Origin of the sequence: Streptomyces sp. NPDC091289, from assembly GCF_044757365.1 — a bacterium.
Lineage (GTDB): Bacteria > Actinomycetota > Actinomycetes > Streptomycetales > Streptomycetaceae > Streptomyces.
In genome coordinates, this window is sequence record NZ_JBIVUT010000013.1 from 234129 (window position 1) to 251807 (window position 17679).

A 17679-nucleotide genomic window follows, 5' to 3' on the forward strand; every position below is an offset into this window, starting at 1 on the left:
GTACTCATTCCACCGACGACGACACCAGGAACCTCGCATCACGATCCGGTCTCGGCCGCGGGAGGGGGTCTTGATTTCGGCCATGTAATCGATTCCAATCATCCGTGTAATCGATTCCATGGATGTCGTGCCGCCGGTTGTCACCGGTTCATCGCCGACCGTCCCCAGGTTTCGAGGTGTACGGAAACCACAAGGAGGTGGTCCGGACATGGCGGGCATCAAGGATGTCGCGGCCGAGGCGGGCGTGTCCGTCGCGACGGTCTCGCGCGTGCTGAACAGCCATCCGTCCGTCAGCGAAGAGGCGCGCACCCGCGTCCTCGCCGCCGTGGAGATCCTCGGCTACCGGCCCAACGCGGTCGCCCGCTCGCTGCGCACGGCCCAGACCCGCACCCTCGGGCTGGTCATCAGCGATGTGCTCAACCCGTACTTCACCGAGCTGGCCCGCTTCGTCGAGGAGGAGGCCCGCGCGCTCGGCTACAGCGTCATCATCGGCAACGCCGACGAGCGGCCCGAGCTCCAGGACCACCACATCCGCACCCTCATCGACCGCCGGATCGACGGGCTCCTCGTGTCGCCCGCCGACGGTGGCTCCCCGGTGCTGCGGGACGTCGCCCTGACCGGTACGCCGATGGTCTTCGTCGACCGCTGGATCCCCGGTATCGACGTCCCCGTCGTCCGGGCCGACGGTACGGGCGCGGTCAAGGACCTCGTCGCGCATCTGCACGGACTCGGTCACCGCAGACTCGCCATCATCGCCGGGCCCGCTGCCACCACCACCGGCAACGAGCGCGTCGAGGCCTTCCGGGACGCGATGCGGGAGCTCGGGCTCGCCCTGCCCGACGCCTATATCGGGCAGGGCGACTTCCAGGCGGCCAGCGGCCGCCGGGCCACCGAGGGGTTCCTGGCCCTGCCCGAGCCGCCCGAGGTCGTGTTCGCCGCCGACAACCTGATGGCGCTCGGCGCTCTGGACGCGATCCGCGCCCGAGGGCTGCGGGTCCCCGACGACATCGGGCTCGCCGCCTTCGACGACATCCCGTGGTTCGTCCACACCGATCCGCCGATCACCGCCATCGCCCAGCCGACCGCCGACCTGGCGCGGGCCGCCGTGCGCGCGCTGGCCGACCGGATCGAAGGACGGACCCCGCAGTCCGTCACCCTGCCCGCCCGCCTCGTCGTACGCCGCTCGTGCGGCGGGGCCGCATCGAACCAGAGGAGCTACCGGTGACCGCACCGGACAAGCAACTGGCGACCGCGCCGGACGAGTTGCTGCGCATCGAAGGTCTGCGCAAGACCTTCCCCGGCGTGGTGGCGCTCGACAACGTCGACTTCGACCTCCGCAGAGGCGAGGTCCATGTCCTGCTCGGCGAGAACGGCGCGGGCAAGAGCACCCTCATCAAGATGCTCTCCGGCGCCTACCGCCCCGACCGCGGCCGCATCCTGGCCGAGGGCCGCGAGGTCCGCATCGACGGTGCGCAGGACGCCGAACGGCTCGGGATCGCCACCATCTACCAGGAGTTCAACCTCGTACCCGACCTCACCGTCGCCGAGAACATCTTCCTGGGCCGCCAGCCGCGCCGCTTCGGGCTCGTCGACCACCGTCGGATGCGCGAGGACGCCGAGAAGCTGCTGCGCCGGGTCGGCGTCAACGTACGCCCCGATGCCAAGGTCCGTGAACTGGGCATCGCCCGGCTCCAGATGGTGGAGATCGCCAAGGCGCTCAGCCTGGAGGCCCGCGTCCTGATCATGGACGAGCCGACCGCCGTGCTCACCTCCGAGGAGGTCGACAAGCTCTTCGCGATCGTCCGCCAACTCCGCGAGGACGGCGTCGGGATCGTCTTCATCACCCACCACCTGGAGGAGATCGCCGCACTCGGTGACCGCGTCACCGTCCTCCGCGACGGCCGCAGCATCGACCAGGTGCCGGCGTCGACCCCCGAGGACGAACTCGTCCAGCTCATGGTCGGCCGCAGCATCGAACAGCAGTATCCGCGCGAACGCCCCGACACCGGCGACGCGTTGCTGTCCGTGCGCGGACTCACCCGCGACGGCGTCTTCCACGACATCAGCTTCGACGTGCACGCCGGTGAGGTCGTCGGCCTCGCCGGACTCGTCGGCGCCGGACGTACGGAGGTGGCGCGCGCGGTCTTCGGCGCCGACCCGTACGACGCCGGCACCGTCGACGTACGCGGAAAGCGCCTCGCCCGGCACGACGTCCCCGCCGCGATGGGCGCCGGAATAGGCCTCGTACCGGAGGACCGCAAGGGCCAGGGCCTGGTCCTGGACGCCTCCGTGCAGGAGAACCTGGGCCTGGTCACCCTGCGGTCCGCGACCCGCTCCGGGCTGGTGGACCTCAAGGGGCAGCGCACGGCCGCCGCCCGTATCGCGCAGCAGCTCGGCGTCCGCATGTCCGGCCTCGGCCAGCATGTCCGCACCCTCTCCGGCGGCAACCAGCAGAAGGTCGTCATCGGCAAGTGGCTGCTGGCCGACACCCGGGTCCTCATCCTCGACGAACCCACCCGGGGCATCGACGTCGGCGCCAAGGTCGAGATCTACCAGCTCATCAACGAGCTGACCGCCTCCGGGCACGCCGTCCTGATGATCTCCAGCGATCTGCCGGAGGTCCTCGGCATGAGCGACCGGGTGCTGGTCATGGCCCAGGGCCGGATCGCCGGGGAACTCCCCGCCGACGAGGCCACCCAGGACGCGGTGATGGCCCTCGCGGTCGGCGCTCCGGCCCCCACCACCCAGGGCCCCGCCGACGCACCCACCCCCACCGACGTATCCACGCCCACCGAACACCCCGCACCGAAGAAGGAAGAGGAGGGCCCCCGTGGCCACTGAGACAGCCAAGAGTGACGCGGGAACGGGCGGCGGAGTCTCCGTGATACGCCGCGTCCTGCTCGACAACGGCGCGCTCAGCGCCCTGGTCGTCCTGGTGGTGGCGATGTCGCTGCTCTCCGGCGACTTCCTGACCACCCAGAACCTGCTGAACGTCGGCGTCCAGGCGGCCGTCACCGCGATCCTCGCCTTCGGCGTCACCTTCGTCATCGTCTCGGCGGGCATCGATCTGTCCGTCGGCTCCGTGGCCGCACTCTCCGCGACGGTCCTCGCCTGGTCGGCGACCTCGGCCGGCGTGCCGGTCGTCCTGGCGGTCGTGCTCGCGATCGCCACCGGCATCGCCTGCGGCTTCGTGAACGGCGCCCTCGTCTCGTACGGCAAACTCCCGCCGTTCATCGCGACGTTGGCGATGCTCTCGATCGCCCGCGGCCTCTCCCTCGTCATCTCGCAGGGCAGCCCGATCGCCTTCCCCGAGTCCGTCTCGCGGCTCGGCGACACGCTCGGCGGCTGGCTCCCCGTACCGGTCCTCGTGATGATCGCGATGGGCCTGGTCACCGCACTGATCCTCGGCCGCACCTTCATCGGCCGCTCGATGTACGCCATCGGCGGCAACGAGGAAGCGGCCCGGCTCTCCGGCCTCCGCGTCAAGCGCCAGAAGATCGTCATCTACGCGCTGTCCGGCCTCTTCGCCGCCGTCGCGGGCATCGTCCTGGCCTCGCGCCTCGTCTCCGCGCAGCCGCAGGCCGCCCAGGGGTACGAACTCGACGCCATCGCCGCCGTCGTCATCGGCGGCGCCAGCCTGGCCGGCGGCGTCGGCAAGGCGTCCGGCACCCTGATCGGCGCGCTCATCCTCGCCGTCCTCCGCAACGGCCTCAACCTCCTTTCCGTGTCGGCGTTCTGGCAGCAGGTCGTCATCGGCGTCGTCATCGCACTCGCCGTCCTGCTCGACACGCTGCGCCGCAAGGCCGGCTCGGGAGCGGCCTCCTCGGCGGGCACCGCACCCGGCGCCCCCGGGTCCGGTCGCAGGAACGCGCTGAAACTGGGCGGCGCCGCCCTCTGCGTGGCCGTCGTCGTCGGCGGGGTCTCCTTCTTCAACTCCGGTTCGTCCGGCGGCACGACGAAGGTCGGCATGTCGCTCTCCACGCTCAACAACCCCTTCTTCGTGCAGATGAAGGAGGGCGCGCAGGCCGAGGCCGAGAAGGCGGGCATCGACCTCACCGTCACCGACGCCCAGAACGACGCCTCCCAGCAGGCCAACCAGCTCCAGAACTTCACCAGTTCGGGCTTCTCCTCGATCATCGTCAACCCGGTGGACTCGGACGCCGTCGGACCGGGCGTCCGCAGCGCCAACAAGGCGGACATCCCCGTGATCGCCGCCGACCGTGGCGTCAACAAGGCGGACACCGCGACGCTCGTCGCCTCCGACAACGTGGCGGGCGGCAAGCTCGCCGCCGACGCGCTGGCCGACAAGCTCGGCGGCAAGGGCAGCATCGTCATCCTCCAGGGCACGGCGGGCACTTCGGCCAGCCGTGAGCGCGGAGCGGGCTTCGCCGAAGGACTGAAGGCGTACCCGGACATCAAGGTGGTCGCCAAGCAGCCCGCGGACTTCGACCGCACCAAGGGCCTGGACGTCATGACGAACCTCATCCAGTCGCACCCCGGCATCACCGGTGTCTTCGCCGAGAACGACGAGATGGCGCTCGGCGCGGTCAAGGCGCTCGGCAGCAAGGCCGGAAAGTCCGTCCCGGTCGTCGGCTTCGACGGAACCCCGGACGGCCTGAAGGCGGTCGAGGCCGGCACGCTCTACGCGTCGGTGGCCCAACAGCCCGCCGAACTGGGCAAGATCGCGGTGCGGAACGCCGTGAAGGCGGCGAAGGACGAGAAGGTGGAAAGCACGGTGAAGGTGCCGGTCAAGGTGGTCACCCGCGAGAACGTCGCCGACTTCTCCTGAGCCGCGTTCACCGACTCCTTTCACCGACTCCCGTTCACCGGTTCCGACCGACGAAAGCAGGAAGCACGCACATGCACGACAACGCCCCCGACGACCGGTACGACCTGCTGGTCGTCGGGTCGGCCAACGCCGACCTGGTGATCGGCGTCGAGCGCCGCCCCGCGCCCGGCGAGACGGTCCTCGGCTCCGACCTGGCCGTCCACCCCGGCGGCAAGGGTGCCAACCAGGCACTGGCCGCCGCCCGCCTCGGCGCCAGGACCGCCCTGCTCGCCCGGGTCGGCGACGACGACCACGGACGGCTGCTGCTGGAGACCCAGCGCGCGGCGGGTGTGGACACGGACGGCGTCCTGGTGGGCGGGGCCCCCACAGGCGTCGCGCTGATCACCGTCGACCCCTCGGGCGACAACAGCATCGTGGTCTCGCCGGGCGCGAACGGACGCCTCACGCCGGAGGACGTCCAGGCGGCGGCCCCACTGCTGGCGGCCGCCCGGGTCATCTCCGTACAGCTGGAGATCCCGCCGGCCACGGTGGCCGAGACGGTACGCGGCCGGGGGCCGGACACCCGCCTCGTCCTCAACCCGTCCCCGCCCGCCCCGCTCCCCGATGAGGTGCTCGCCGCCTGCGATCCGCTGGTGGTCAACGAGCACGAGGCGCGGTACATCCTCGGCGAGGACGCGGGGGAGACCCCGCACGACTGGGTTCCGGCGCTCCTCGCGCTGGGCCCCCGCTCGGTCGTGATCACCCTGGGCGCCGCGGGGGCCCTGGTGGCGGACAGCCGTACGGACTCGCTGGACCACCTGGTCAGCCCGAAGGTGGAGGCCGTCGACACGACCGGCGCCGGGGACGCGTTCACGGCGGCCCTGGCCTGGCGGCTGGGCCGTGGCGACGACCTGCGGGAGGCGGCGGCCTTCGCGGTCAGGGTGGGCGCGGCGGCGGTCACGGCGCGGGGGGCGCAGGAGTCGTTCCCGACGCTGGAGGAGGTCGACGCGCTGTGAAGAAGTCGGGCATCCTCAACCGCCATCTGGCGGGCGCGATCGCCGAACTCGGCCACGGCGACGGCGTCCTGATCTGCGACGCCGGCATGCCGATCCCACCCGGACCCCGAGTCGTCGACCTGGCCTTCCGCGCCGGAACCCCGTCGTTCGCCGAGGTGCTGGACGGCCTGCTCGACGAGCTGGTGGTGGAGGGCGCGACGGCCGCCGAGGAGATCCGCGAGGCCAACCCGGAGGCCGCGGCGCTCCTGGACGGTCACTTCCCCTGGCTGGAGACCGTCCCGCACGACGATCTGAAAGCGCTCACGGCGGCCGCCCGGCTGGTGGTACGGACGGGGGAGGCCCGGCCGTACGCGAACGTACTGCTGAGGTGCGGGGTCTTCTTCTGACCGAGCGCCCCCTTCCGGACCGATCCGACGACGGGCCGCGCCCCACGAGGGGCGCGGCCCGTCCCCGTACCGTCGTCGCGGTCGCTCAGCCGGCCACGGCGTAGTCGCTGAGCGAGGCCACGAGCGAAGTGCGCGGCGGGGAGGCGGGTTTCGGCCCGCGAGAATATTCCTGGCGCATCCCGTCGAGGCGAGCTACGCTTCCCGCGATGAATCACTCCATGAGCAGATTGGGGGACCCGTCCGCGCAAGGTGAGTGCTGATGCTCACTTCGACCGCGTACCGGGATTCCCACCCGTCTTTCCCATCCCTCCCGTCTTTCTGGCCGCGCGTACGCGAGTTCGCCGTGCCGGCCTCGATGATCGAGACTGCGACCGCCCGCCGTGAGGCCGGGGACTGGGCAGGAGCGTGCGCCGCAGCAGGCGTCGACATCGATTTCCGCCTCCGGTCCGTGGCGCGCAGCCACGGCCGGGATACCGCCGCCCTCATCCGGGTGGACCTTCGCCATCTGGCTCCCGACCTGCTGCGCTGGCACCTGCCGAGAATCGCCCCGCACGGGCTGCTGCGTCCGGGGCTGACGATCGCCCTGGCCCGCTACGACCCACCGGAGCGCGACGGACCGGGACCCCTCCACCTGGTCGTCCGGACCCCGCCCGCCTGGGCGGACGCCGGGCAGCGGATCAGCCTCGCGCTGTGGGACGGGTCGCACACCGAGCCGGGCGCCCGCCGCCACCCTCACCCGCATCCGAATCGGCGCTACCGCCTCGATCTGCACCGCCACCTGTGGGATGCGCGCAGGGCTGATGAACTGCGGATCCGCTCCGGACTCGATGGCCGGTCAATCGACCATGCCAATAAGGCCGTTGATCCTGAACTGTGGAGCGCCGTGCCGACGGACCGCCCCTGCGCGGTCGACCGGTGGGCGGCGGAGGCGGCGATCCTGCTCGGGGCCGAAGGGCAGGAGCCGGGGCCGGGGCCGGGCGGAACAGTGAGCGTGCGGTTGGGCGGCCGGCACCGGCTTCTCCTGCACGTGGAGGCCGAGGAGGAGTACGGCCGTGGACTGCCTGCCGGGCGGATCGCAGCCGTGACCTCGGACCAGGGCCTCTCCGCGTCACCGGTGCTGCCGGACGCGGCTACCTGGGTGCTGCCCGACCTCGACCTGCTCCGTACCGGGGCGATCGAGGCCGGTCAGCTGCACCCACTGGTCGCGCGGGCCCTCGTGCCGGATCTCCCGCCGCCGGCCCCGGCATCGGGTCCGACCTCGGCTCGCTCACGTACCGGCGACCGGGTGGGGGCGTCGCGGCTCGTGGAGTGCCGGGGAGCACAGCACCGGATCGGCCTGGTCGACGGGGCCCTCGCCCCGCTGGACCACGACCCGGCCGAGATCCGCCGAGAAGAGCTGCTGGTCGCTCTGACCGGTACTCCGCTGCCCTGTCTCCAGGCCATCGACGAGGCGCACCGAAGGCCGGACTGCCTCACCGGTGTCCGTGAACGCCTCGACCACGGGGACATCGCCGGTGCGCTGGCCGTCGTCGAAGGGCTGCTCGGTCCTGAGGCGGTGCTGCGCGACGGCCCTCTGCGGGACGAACTGGAGGCCGCCGCGCAACGGCGGATCACCTACGGGCTGTTCCGGGCCGACCTGCTCGGGCCAGGCCCCATCCTCCGCCGCTCGGACCCCCGTCGGCCCGTCGACCGCCGTCCACGCCGGGCCCGACACCCGCGTCACACAGCAGTCCGCTGACCCCGGAGTCTCGGAGCCCGTCGACTCTCGCCCCCTGACCACACGTACCCGCACCCGTACCCGCACCCGTACCCGCACCCGTACGCACCCGTGCTCATTCACCCTCTCGCATACCCACAGGTGATCACCCATGCTCACGAACAGCCCGTCCACCGTCCCCGCGCCCGTGTCCCAGGACTCCGCTCCCGGCTCCCAACTCGCCGTTGCCGACACGCTGATGAGCCTGCTCCGCGACACCACCACCGAGCCGCGCCCCGACACGCAACTCGAAGCGCTGACCCTGGCGGTCTCCGCCGACCTGCCGGTGCTGCTCTGGGGCGAGCCCGGCATCGGGAAGACCGCCGCCCTCACCCAGCTCGCCGCCTCCCTGGACCTGCCGCTCACCACGGTCATCGCCAGCGTGCACGAGCCGTCCGACTTCTCCGGGCTGCCCATCGTCGGCGACGACCCCGCCGAACAGGGAGTGCCGATGGCCCCGCCGGACTGGGCCGTTCGGCTCGTACGGGCGGGAAAGGGGCTGCTGTTCCTCGACGAGCTCTCCACCGCACCGCCCGCCGTGCAGGCCGCGCTCCTCCGCCTCGTACTGGAACGGCGGATCGGAGCGCTGCAACTCCCGCCCGGTGTACGGATCGTGGCTGCCGCCAACCCGCGCTCCTCGGCGGCCGACGGCTGGGAGCTGAGCCCGCCGCTCGCCAACCGCTTCGTCCACCTCCAGTGGACCCACGACCACGCGGTCGTCGTACGCGGACTCGGCGGCACCTGGCCCCGCGCGACGCTGCCCCGACTCGACCCCGAAAAGCTGCCCGAGGCAGTGGACTTCGCCCGGCGCGCCGTGTGCGGGCTGCTCTCCGCCCGCCCCACGCTCGTCCACCGGCTGCCCACCACGGAGACACGCCGGGGCGGTCCGTGGCCCTCGCCGCGCAGCTGGGACATGACGCTGAACCTGATCGCCTTCGCGACCGCCGCCGGATCCTCCCGGGACGTACTGTCCTTGTTGGTCAGGGGCACGGTGGGAGACGGCCCGGGGCTTGAGCTGCTGGCGAGCCTGGACCGGATGGACCTTCCGGACCCCGAGGACCTTCTCGCCGACCCGGCGGGCGCCGTCCTGCCCGAGCGGGGCGATCTCCGCCAGGCCGCGCTGGAAGGTGTGGTCGCGGCGATCCGTACCCGCCCGGACCGGGCCCGTTGGGACGCGGCGTGGGCGCTGCTCGTCCGGGCGCTGGAGTCCGGAGCCCCGGATCTGGTGGTCGTCCCGGCGACGACCCTCGCCGCGCTGCGCCAGGAGGACTGGGACGTACCGGCCTCCATCGAGCAACTCGCGGGCGTCGTGTCCCTGTCCGGGCGCGCGGACCGGGCGACGGCCCGGGTGACGGCGAAGGCCAGGGCGAAGGCGACGGCGGGCCGATGACGACGACGGACGCGCCGAGCGCGCTCGACCTGGAAAAGCTCTTCGCCGCCCGCCTGCAGGCAGCCCGGGTCCGCCCCTACCTGGCCACCGCGCTGTTCGCCCTGCACACCGTGGAGTCACGGCAGGTGCCGACCATGGCCGTCGACCGGTACTGGCGGTGCTACGTCTCGCCGGCCTTCGTGGCCCGGACCCCCGTCGAGGAGCTGGCCGGGGTCTGGGTCCACGAGGTGTCGCACCTGCTGCGCGACCACCACGGGCGCAGCGACCGGGTCGCCAAGCAGCGCGGGCTGACCGGACCCGGCGACCGGCTGCGGATGAACATCGCCGCCGACTGCGAGATCAACGACGACGTGTACGGCGACGGCCTGGCCCGGCCGAAGGGCGCTGTCTACCCGTCGACGCTGCATCTGCAGCCCGGCGAGCTGATGGAGGACTACCTGTACCAGTTCCGCCTCGGCTCGCGCACCCAGGACCTCGCCTGGCTGGACTGCGGAAGCGGCGCGGACGGGCTGGAGAGGGAGTGGGAGCTGGGGCCCGACGGCGCGAACGGGCTCAGCGCGCAGGAACAGGACGCGGTCCGTTTCCGGGTGGCGCAGGGCATCACGGGCCGGCCGGGGAACGCCTCGAAGGGGTGGAAGCGGTGGGCGGAGGAGGCGTTCCATCCCCCGCAGCCCTGGCGGGATCTGCTGGGCGCCGCCGTCCGTTCGGCCGCCTCGGGGTCCGGCGCGGGGGAGGACTACACCTACGGCCGCCCGTCGCGCCGCTCCACCGGACTGCCCGGCGTCGTCCTGCCGAGCCTTCGCCGCAGACCGCCCCGGGTCTCCGTCGTCATCGACACCTCCGGCTCGGTCAGCGACGCCGAACTGGGCAGCGCCCTCCTGGAGGTCGCCGCCATCTCCCGTGCGGTGGGCGGCCGCCGCGACCTGGTCACCGTCCTCGCCTGCGACGCGGCGACCCGGGTCGTGCACCCGCTCTGCCAGGCCGAGGGCATCCCGCTGGTGGGCGGTGGCGGCACGGACCTGCGTACGGGCTTCGCGAAAGCACTCCGGTCCCATCCCCGCCCCGACGCCATCGTGGTCCTGACGGACGGACAGACACCGTGGCCCGCGACGCAACCGGCGTGCCGCACAGTCATCGGCCTGTTCCCGAGGGACCACGGGCGCCGCTCCTGGAACGAGGACCACCCCGACTACGTTCCTCGCCGACCGCCGGCCTGGGCGCGGGTGGTGGAGATCGGGTAGCCGCAAGGCGGCTCACACCAGCTCCGCCAGCGCCCCCGCCAGCGTGTCGAGCCCGGGTCCCGCAGGCCCGCCCGGCTCGCTCATGTACGTGTCGCGGCGGATCTCGATCATCAGCGCGGTGACCCGGCGGTCCGTTCCGTAGTGCTTCAGCGGAACGTACGTACCGGCGAACGGGGTGTCCCGTCCGATGCCGCCGTGGCCGATCCGGCCGCCGAACGCCGCCTCCGCCGCCGCGATCAGCTCCGGCGGGGTGTGGAACGGATCGGTGCCCAGGCAGACGGGCGGGCGGGGGCCCGTGCCGTGGAGTTCGTAGGGGAGGGGTGCGGTCGGGTACGAGTGGACATCGATGATCACCGCGCGGCCCGCGGCGGCGATGCGCGCCTCGACCGCCGCCGTCATCGCTTCGGCGTACGGGTGGAAGTACGCCGCCAGCAGCGGGCCCGGGTCCGTCTGCGGCGGGCGTAGCCGTTCGCGGTGGGTGGTGCGGGTGTAGACGGCGCCCATGCCGACGGCGCGCATCTCCTCCCGTTCGTCCGGGAAGCGTTCCGGGTCGACGACCAGCCGGGAGAGGTTGTTGACGAAGCGCCACGGGGCGGACGGGGCGGCCGCCGCGGCCGAGGCGGCCAGTTCGGCGGTGTGGGCGTCGGTGATGTGGTCGAGCTCGCGTTCCAGGGCGGCGTCGTCCAACGTGATGCCCTCGCGGACCTCTTGGGGGATGTGGCGGGATCCGTGCGGGACGTGCAGGATGACCGGCGAGTCCACAGCCCCGGGGATGAGCGTGAACGGCTGCGGAGGGTGATGCACGGGTACTCCTTCGGTGTGCTTCGTTCGTTCCCGCACCAGCATCCCGGACCGGCCCGGAAGGCGTCGGACGATCTTCTTCCGTTCTCCTGGCAGCCCGTCAGTACCCCGTTTCAGCAGATAGCGTTGATCCTCGCGGTCGGTCGCGGCGGTGCCCGGGAGGGGTGCACCGGGCGAACCGACGGGAACAGGGGGCGTACCGCATGCTGGATCCCATATCGATGGCCGCCATCACGGCGGTCCTCGGCGCCGTCGGATCGGGCGTGGCGAGCGAGGCGGGCAAGTGGGCCTGGGAGACCGCGGGCGGGCTGGTGCGGCGGATGGCCGGACGCGAGGTCGTCGCGCCGACCCGACCCGAGGACCGGGACGCGGTGGCGCGCATCATCCACGACAGCGTGCACAGCGACCCCGAACTGGCCCGGACCTGGAGCACGTTCGCCCGCAGCGTGCAGACCACGGGGACGACGATCGGACGGCCCCGGCTGCCCGCTTCCGTCCGCTTCTTCACGGACCGGAAGGGGGCGATGAGGCTGCTCGACCGCGAGGCGGGCCGCAAGGCGGACGGGCGCCCCCGGGTCGCCCTGCTGTACGGGGACGACTCCATGGGCACCAGCGCCCTCGCCGTGCACTGGGGCTGGCGGGCGGAAAGCCTGTTCCCGGACGGGCAGCTCTACGTGGACCTGGGGCGCCGCGGCGCGGGCGGCGCACACACCGCGGGCAGCGCCCTGCGGGAACTGCTGTGCCGGCTCGGGCTGCGCGACGAGCAGATCCCGCCCTCGGAGGCGGAACGCATCGACGCGTTCCGCCGCATCGTCGCGGACCTCAAGTTGCTCCTCGTCCTCGACCATGCCCGGTCCGCCGCGCAGATCGCACCGCTGCTCACCTCCGCACCCTCCGTTCTCACCCTGGTCGTGGCCCGGCGCCCGTTCGCCGGCCTCGACGCGTTCCCGGTGCCCGTCGGGCCGCTCAGCGACCGGGACGCGGCCCGCCTGCTCACCAAGATCGTGGGCAAGCAGGTCATGCGCTCCGCCCGCGCGGCGCTCCCCGCCGTGCTCGCGCGCTGCGGCGGATCGCCGTACGCCCTGCGCGCCGCCGCGCCCCGGCTCCTCGACCCCGGGCCGCTCACCGCGCCCCCGCCGCCCCCACTGCCCCATCATGAACCGACGGGAGGCCTCACCATGAGCGACAGCGACCCGATGCGTACGGCCGCGGAAGATGCCTACCGGCTGCTCCAGCCGGACGCGGCCCGGCTCTACCGCCTCATGGGGCTGCGGCACTGGCCCGCCTTCGACGCCGAGGCGGCCGCCCGGGTGGCGGGTGTCGATGCCGAAACAGCCGAGGAACTGCTCGGCAGGCTCGCCGACGCACTGCTGCTGGAGCACTCGGACAACGGGCGCTACCGTTACCGGCCGTCCGTACGCGCCCACGCCGAGGAAGCGGCCTACCGGCAGGAGGGCATCGCCGGTTGCTCGGCGGCCACGACCCGTGCGGTGGAGTACTACCTGCGGCTGTCCGTGACGGCGGCGCGGGCCGCCCTCCCGGAGAGCTGGCGGGTGCCGGACGCCGTCGCCGACGAGCCGGGCGATGTCTACGCGGGGCGGGGGGACGCCGTGGCGCGTCTCGCCGTCGAACTGCCCAACCTCGTCGAGGCCGTCAAAACCGCCGAGGAGTTCGGGAAGCCGGAGACGGTGCTGACGCTCTGCCGGGCCCTGTGGCCGCTCCAGCTCAAGGCGGGCCACCACGAGGAGCTGCTCCCGGCTCTGCGGATCGGGACGGCGGTCGCCGACGACCGGTTCCCCGGCAGCCGGACCGCGGGCGCTCTGCATGCACAACTGGCCCACACCTTGGGTGAGTTGCAGCTCGAGGACGAGGCCGGTGCGGAAGCAGCGGCGGCCGCACGCGACGAGCGGGCAGCGGGGCACACCCGTGGTCTGGCCTCCGCCATCGAGTTCCTGGGCCTGCTGCGGCTGCGGCAGTGGCGCTTCGCCGACGCGTACGACTGCTTCGACGAGGCGTACGCCGTCCTCGACGGCATCGGCCCCGACGACGAAGGCGCGGCCGACGTGCCCCGAGCGCGGGCTCTGCTGGAACGTCACCGGGGCCGGGCCCTGCGAGGCCTCGGCCGGCTGGACGAGGCCCAGGAGCATGTGCGGCGCGCACTGGCCGCCTTCCGGGCGAACGGCGAGGCGTACAACACCGCCCGGGCGCTCACGGATCTGGTCGAGATACTGCTGGCCGGTGAGGAGCCCGCCGAGGCGCTGCCGCTGATCGACGAGGCGATCAGGACCCTGTCCGAGGAGAACGCCGACCAGCACGTGGAGTATCTGCGCCGCCTGCGCGAGCGGTGCTCCGGTCAGCGGGAGTAGCAGGAGCGGTTGGGTCGGTACGGGGGTGCTGTCGTGGTCCGCCCGCAGCCGGCGCGGCCACCTCCGCCGTGACCACCACGTGGTGGGCGGTGCTGCCCGTACGGACGGTCAGGCCGTCCGCGACCAGAGCGTCGAGGGTCCTGCCCGCCGCCAGCCAGGCGTGCACAGCCGACGCGTACACCGCCGGGTCCGCGTCGGCCTCCGCCCCGGCGGTGAGCCGGAGCAGGGCCCCGTCACGGGTCCGGACGACGCAGGACGAGGACCCGGTGACGTACGCCGCGAGCGCGCAGTACGGGTGCCGGGCCAGTACCTCGGCGGCCCACCGGCCGGGCGGTCCGAACCGCGGGTCGTCCGGGGAAGCGTCCCGGAAAACGACGTCGGCCAGGTCGAGTTGGCCCGGATCGCGGGTGTCCTCATGTACGGCGAGGTGGGCGTCCCCCGTCCCGGCCGGCTCCCGGGCGGGATCGGCGTACCGGGTCACGGCGAGCTCCGGCCCCGCCAGGAAACGCGTCAGCACCCGCAGGGGAGCCGTACGGGGTGCGGCCTCCGGGGCCGGCGGCGGCAGCGGTAGGAGGAGGGCGGGGTCCGACGGCTCGGGGGCGGCCATCAGTTCGTAGAAGGCGCGCCTCAGCCGTACCGCCGCCTCGCCGGGCACGGACGACGTGAATCGCATCGGGCCCGGCTGCGGGACATGGCTCTCGATCAGCGCGTCCACCTGGCCGCGCAGGGGCGACCGGGCGTCGAGCCTCGGCGCGGTCCGGATGAAGTCGGCGATGGGCGCATCGGGGTCGAGGCTGTCGAGAGGCGCGGCTCCCAGGAGCACCGGGGTGCCGAGCGCGGCGGCGTAATAGGTGACCGAACCGTGGTCCCCGATGACCAGATCGGCCGCGAGAAGCGCCTGACGCCAGTCCTCCAACGGGTCGATCAGCGCCAGGCCGCTGCGTCTGGCCCGGTCCAGCCAGGCCCTGATCTGGCCGGGGCCGTGGCCGTGCCAGATGTTGGGATGGAGGACGGCGGCGATGCGGTACTCGTCGGCGGGAAGTTCCGACGTGAGCCGAGGGAGCAGCGCGGGCAGGACATCGTCACCGGGCCCGTCGCCGCCGTCGGCTCCATCACCCAGCAACGACTCCGGACTCCAGGTGGAGTTGAGCAGGACGAGGCGTTGTCCGCGCCGCACGCCGAGCGTCCTGCGGAACCGGTCACGGTACGGGCGTGCCGCCAGCATCCGGTCGAAACAGGGGTCGCCCGCGAGAACGGCGGTGGGCAGCGCCTCGGGGCAGGCGGCGGCCAGCCGGTCGAACTGTTCGGGGTGGGAAAGGACGAGTGCGTCGGCGAGGGGGACGCCGTCCGAGAGCAGCCAGTCCGGTGCGAGCCCGAAGACGGGAGGCGGCGTGTTCCGGGCCGCGCCCGCCGAATCCGAATCCCAATCCGAACTCGGTGTTCGGTGTTCGGTGTTCGGTGTTCGGTGTTCGGTGTTCGGTGTTCGGTGTTCGGTGTTGCCAGCCTCTTAGTATAGCCAATACCGTGCGAAAGTACGATCAATTTCCCTTGGAGGGAGGCCAGTTCGCCCCCGAAGCTGGCCGAGATCGCCAGGTCCACCGGCGTCGCGAGAGCCTGGTCCCACGGCAGTACGGGCACCCCCATGTCCGCGAGCAGGCCGGCGACGCCCGAGCGGAACGCCGAGGAGCCCGTGCAGGTGGCGAGGAGCTGGACCCCGAGGTCGTCGTCGAACAGCGGCAGGACGTCGAGCAGCCGGGTCGCCGAGGTCACGTTGTGGACGACGAGCAGCACACGGCGGCCTCGCACCCGCGTGGCCCAGCGCGCCGCGTCGTCCCCGACCGGCACCCGTATCCACTGGTCCTGCCCCTCATCCATACCGGCCCTCTCGCGCTCCCGGACATAAGCGCTGGCCACGATATATCGGCAGGAGCCCGGCGGCGTCGCAGTCCCCTCCGGCGAGGAGCGGGAGGGGGCGGCGACGTCATGGTGCGGTGGGGGCTACTGACCGGAACCGATCACCGGGTAGTGGTCGGAGAGGTTCGTGTAGGTGTAGTCCGTGCCCCAGCTGGACACCGTCCAGGGGGCGCTCTCCTCCTTGATCACGTCGTTCTTCCAGCCCGACGGCTTGACGTGGCCCGTGCGGTGCAGGACGTGGTCCAGGTCCTCGCGCGGGTCGTCGGGGTAGCGCTCGGAGGCGATGGAGTTGTCGCGGGTGTCGAAGGAGTACGGGTGGCCCGTCCGGGACTCCGGCGCGGTGAGGCCGGCGTCGGAGAGGAACGACGCGTACTCGGCCGAGTGCCCGTCGACGTTGAAGTCGCCCGCCACGACGACCTGTTCCGAGGCCGGTATGTTCTTCGCGTCGAGGAACGCGTCCATCTGCTTGAACTGCCGGCTGCGCATCTGTTCGGCCTGGCCCGCCGAGCAGCCGGGGTCGGTCGACTGGGCGTGGGTGCCGACGACGTGGACCCGGGCGCCGTTGACGTTCAGCACCGTGTACGCGAAGCCCTTGTTCGAGAACCAGTCGCCGCCGCACGCGTCCTTGAAGACGAACTGCTCCTTGCGCACGATCGGCCACTTGCTCAGGATGGTGACGCCACCGTCCTCCGGCGTCGCGGCCGCGTACGAACCGCCCGTCGCGTCCCAGCCGCTCTTGCTCCGGCCGACCACCGGGGTCTGGTACGGGTACTGGGCGGCGGCGTTCCGCAGCAGCGCGTCCGAGGAGCTGTTGTCGAAGGCCTCCTGGATCACCACGACGTCATTGCCCTGGAAGAACGAGGTCTTCGGGATCTCGGCCGCTCGGTGGTCCTGGCCCCAGTTGGGGTAAAGGTTCTTGCTGAAAAGGAACGCGTTGTACGAGAGCACCCGCAGCGAGGGAGTGTCGGCGGGGGTCTCGGCGGCCATTGCCTGCGGTGCGGTCACGGCGAGCGTGACCGTGGCGAGTGTGGCGGACAGGGCCACGCCGGTCAGACGGCGGAGCGCGGTGTTCGGCACGAAGTCTCCTGCGGTGTAGTGGGGGGTGTACCGGGTGCCCCCATCAAAGCAGTGGCAGTTACCCACGGGTAGACATCGGATGGCACGAGTCTGTCCGGTCGGCTGCCATCCGGATTCCCCCGGCCGTATCGTCGCTGCTCAGGTGCTGCTCAGGTACGTTGCCGATCAGGCTGGGGCGCCGTACACGATGAGGTTGTCGACCGGATGGCCCTCCGCGTCGAACTCCCCGTCGCAGGTGATCAGCCGCAGTGTGCTGCCCTTCGTCGGGCCGTAGACCTTCTCGGTGGGGAACGCCTTCTTGCTGACCGCTTCCTTTCCCGTGACCGTGAAGCGCAGAGTCTTCCCCGCTCCGTCGCGGACCAGCACATCGGCTCCCTCGCGGATGTTCTTGAGGTCGTGGAAGACGGCCCGGCCGAAGCGGGTGTCGTTGTGGCCGATCAGCACAGCAGGTCCCGGCGTGCCGGGCGCGGACCCGCCGCTGTACCAGCCGGCCGTCATGCCCTTCTCCGCGGGCGGGACCTCGACCGTGCCGTCCGCGTTGAGCCCCAACTTCATGAGGGTGCTCTTCACCCCGATCGAGGGGATGGAGACCTCGGTGGGAGCTTGCTGGTTCTGCTGGTCGGTCCTCGGCTGCTCGGTTGATCCGGGGACCGACTCGTCCTGCGCCGAAGTAGCGGCGGGGGAGGAGGCGGAGGAGGTCGAGGGCTCGTCGGACGAGCATCCGGCCAGGGCGACGCAGGCCGCGACGGCGGTCAGCAGGGCTGCGGTCCGCCGGAAGCGGTGGGGTGAACGGGACGGCACAGAGCACTCCGGGATCAGGGAGGGGCGGGGCGGGGAGGGGAGAGGGGCTTTGGGTGGTGAGCGGGCGTGGGGGGGGGGGGGGGGGGGGGGGGGGGGGGGGGGGGGGGGGGGGGGGGGGGGGGGGGGGGGGGGGGGGGGGGGGGGGGGGGGGGGGGGGGGGGGG

General features: G+C 72.3%; 13 protein-coding genes. 9 read left to right on the top strand and 4 right to left on the bottom strand.

What is annotated here, in order from left to right:
- Positions 1-208: 208 nt before the first annotated feature.
- The 8 genes from ACIQPT_RS19565 (at position 209) to ACIQPT_RS19600 (ending at position 10557) form a co-directional block, all read left to right on the top strand.
- A complete protein-coding gene (locus ACIQPT_RS19565; protein WP_401157136.1) occupies positions 209-1225 on the top strand; it encodes a LacI family DNA-binding transcriptional regulator in 1017 nt (338 codons plus the stop codon).
- Positions 1222-2841 carry a sugar ABC transporter ATP-binding protein gene (locus tag ACIQPT_RS19570; protein ID WP_401157137.1) on the top strand — a complete coding sequence of 540 codons (1620 nt, stop codon included), beginning with the start codon at positions 1222-1224 and terminating at the stop codon, positions 2839-2841. The genes ACIQPT_RS19565 and ACIQPT_RS19570 overlap by 4 nt, the downstream gene beginning before the upstream one ends.
- Entirely contained in the window at positions 2831-4789 is a 1959-nt protein-coding gene (locus ACIQPT_RS19575; RefSeq protein ID WP_401157138.1) for a substrate-binding domain-containing protein, read from the top strand. The genes ACIQPT_RS19570 and ACIQPT_RS19575 overlap by 11 nt, the downstream gene beginning before the upstream one ends.
- A gap of 71 nt (positions 4790-4860) precedes the next feature.
- Positions 4861-5784, top strand: coding sequence for a ribokinase (locus ACIQPT_RS19580; RefSeq protein WP_401157139.1), 924 nt, complete (start codon positions 4861-4863; stop codon positions 5782-5784).
- The gene (gene rbsD, locus ACIQPT_RS19585; protein ID WP_401157140.1) at positions 5781-6170 is read left to right on the top strand and encodes a D-ribose pyranase; all 390 of its coding nucleotides are present in this window, start codon (positions 5781-5783) and stop codon (positions 6168-6170) included. The genes ACIQPT_RS19580 and rbsD overlap by 4 nt, the downstream gene beginning before the upstream one ends.
- Before the next feature lie 259 nt (positions 6171-6429).
- A complete protein-coding gene (locus ACIQPT_RS19590; RefSeq protein ID WP_401157141.1) occupies positions 6430-7908 on the top strand; it encodes a hypothetical protein in 1479 nt (492 codons plus the stop codon).
- 130 nt (positions 7909-8038) lie between these two features.
- The gene (locus ACIQPT_RS19595; RefSeq protein WP_401157142.1) at positions 8039-9316 is read left to right on the top strand and encodes an AAA family ATPase; all 1278 of its coding nucleotides are present in this window, start codon (positions 8039-8041) and stop codon (positions 9314-9316) included.
- Positions 9313-10557: a VWA-like domain-containing protein gene (locus ACIQPT_RS19600; RefSeq protein ID WP_401157143.1), complete on the top strand. Its 1245-nt coding sequence runs from the start codon at positions 9313-9315 to the stop codon at positions 10555-10557. Before ACIQPT_RS19595 ends, ACIQPT_RS19600 begins: the two co-directional genes overlap by 4 nt.
- 12 nt (positions 10558-10569) lie before the next feature.
- Here ACIQPT_RS19600 and ACIQPT_RS19605 read toward each other — a convergent pair whose 3' ends face one another.
- Positions 10570-11403 (bottom strand): N-formylglutamate amidohydrolase, encoded by an 834-nt coding sequence (locus ACIQPT_RS19605; protein ID WP_401157144.1) that lies wholly within the window; start codon positions 11401-11403, stop codon positions 10570-10572.
- 158 nt (positions 11404-11561) lie between these two features.
- On the opposite strand from ACIQPT_RS19605, the gene ACIQPT_RS19610 reads away from it, so the two are divergent.
- Positions 11562-13724, top strand: coding sequence for a tetratricopeptide repeat protein (locus ACIQPT_RS19610; protein WP_401157145.1), 2163 nt, complete (start codon positions 11562-11564; stop codon positions 13722-13724).
- On the opposite strand, the gene ACIQPT_RS19615 is transcribed toward ACIQPT_RS19610, so the two are convergent.
- The 3 genes from ACIQPT_RS19615 to ACIQPT_RS19625 all read right to left on the bottom strand — a co-directional run bounded on the left by ACIQPT_RS19615 (position 13639) and on the right by ACIQPT_RS19625 (position 17516).
- Entirely contained in the window at positions 13639-14901 is a 1263-nt protein-coding gene (locus ACIQPT_RS19615; RefSeq protein ID WP_401157146.1) for a hypothetical protein, read from the bottom strand. The two genes, ACIQPT_RS19610 and ACIQPT_RS19615, sit on opposite strands and share 86 nt — an antisense overlap.
- A gap of 821 nt (positions 14902-15722) precedes the next feature.
- Positions 15723-16715, bottom strand: coding sequence for a sphingomyelin phosphodiesterase (gene sph, locus ACIQPT_RS19620; protein ID WP_401157147.1), 993 nt, complete (start codon positions 16713-16715; stop codon positions 15723-15725).
- Positions 16716-16880: 165 nt separating this feature from the next.
- Complete coding sequence (locus ACIQPT_RS19625) at positions 16881-17516, bottom strand: class F sortase (RefSeq protein ID WP_401157148.1); 636 nt, start codon at positions 17514-17516, stop codon at positions 16881-16883.
- Positions 17517-17679: the final 163 nt, after the last annotated feature.

What these genes read in the sequence shown, in the direction of transcription:
- ACIQPT_RS19595 (WP_401157142.1), top strand. Translation starts at nt 8,039, where the DNA reads ATGCTCACGAACAGCCCGTCCACCGTCCCCGCGCCCGTGTCCCAGGAC.
- ACIQPT_RS19565 (WP_401157136.1), top strand. Translation starts at nt 209, where the DNA reads ATGGCGGGCATCAAGGATGTCGCGGCCGAGGCGGGCGTGTCCGTCGCG.
- ACIQPT_RS19610 (WP_401157145.1), top strand. Translation starts at nt 11,562, where the DNA reads ATGCTGGATCCCATATCGATGGCCGCCATCACGGCGGTCCTCGGCGCC.
- ACIQPT_RS19605 (WP_401157144.1), bottom strand. Translation starts at nt 11,403, where the DNA reads ATGCTGGTGCGGGAACGAACGAAGCACACCGAAGGAGTACCCGTGCAT.
- ACIQPT_RS19580 (WP_401157139.1), top strand. Translation starts at nt 4,861, where the DNA reads ATGCACGACAACGCCCCCGACGACCGGTACGACCTGCTGGTCGTCGGG.
- ACIQPT_RS19600 (WP_401157143.1), top strand. Translation starts at nt 9,313, where the DNA reads ATGACGACGACGGACGCGCCGAGCGCGCTCGACCTGGAAAAGCTCTTC.
- ACIQPT_RS19590 (WP_401157141.1), top strand. Translation starts at nt 6,430, where the DNA reads ATGCTCACTTCGACCGCGTACCGGGATTCCCACCCGTCTTTCCCATCC.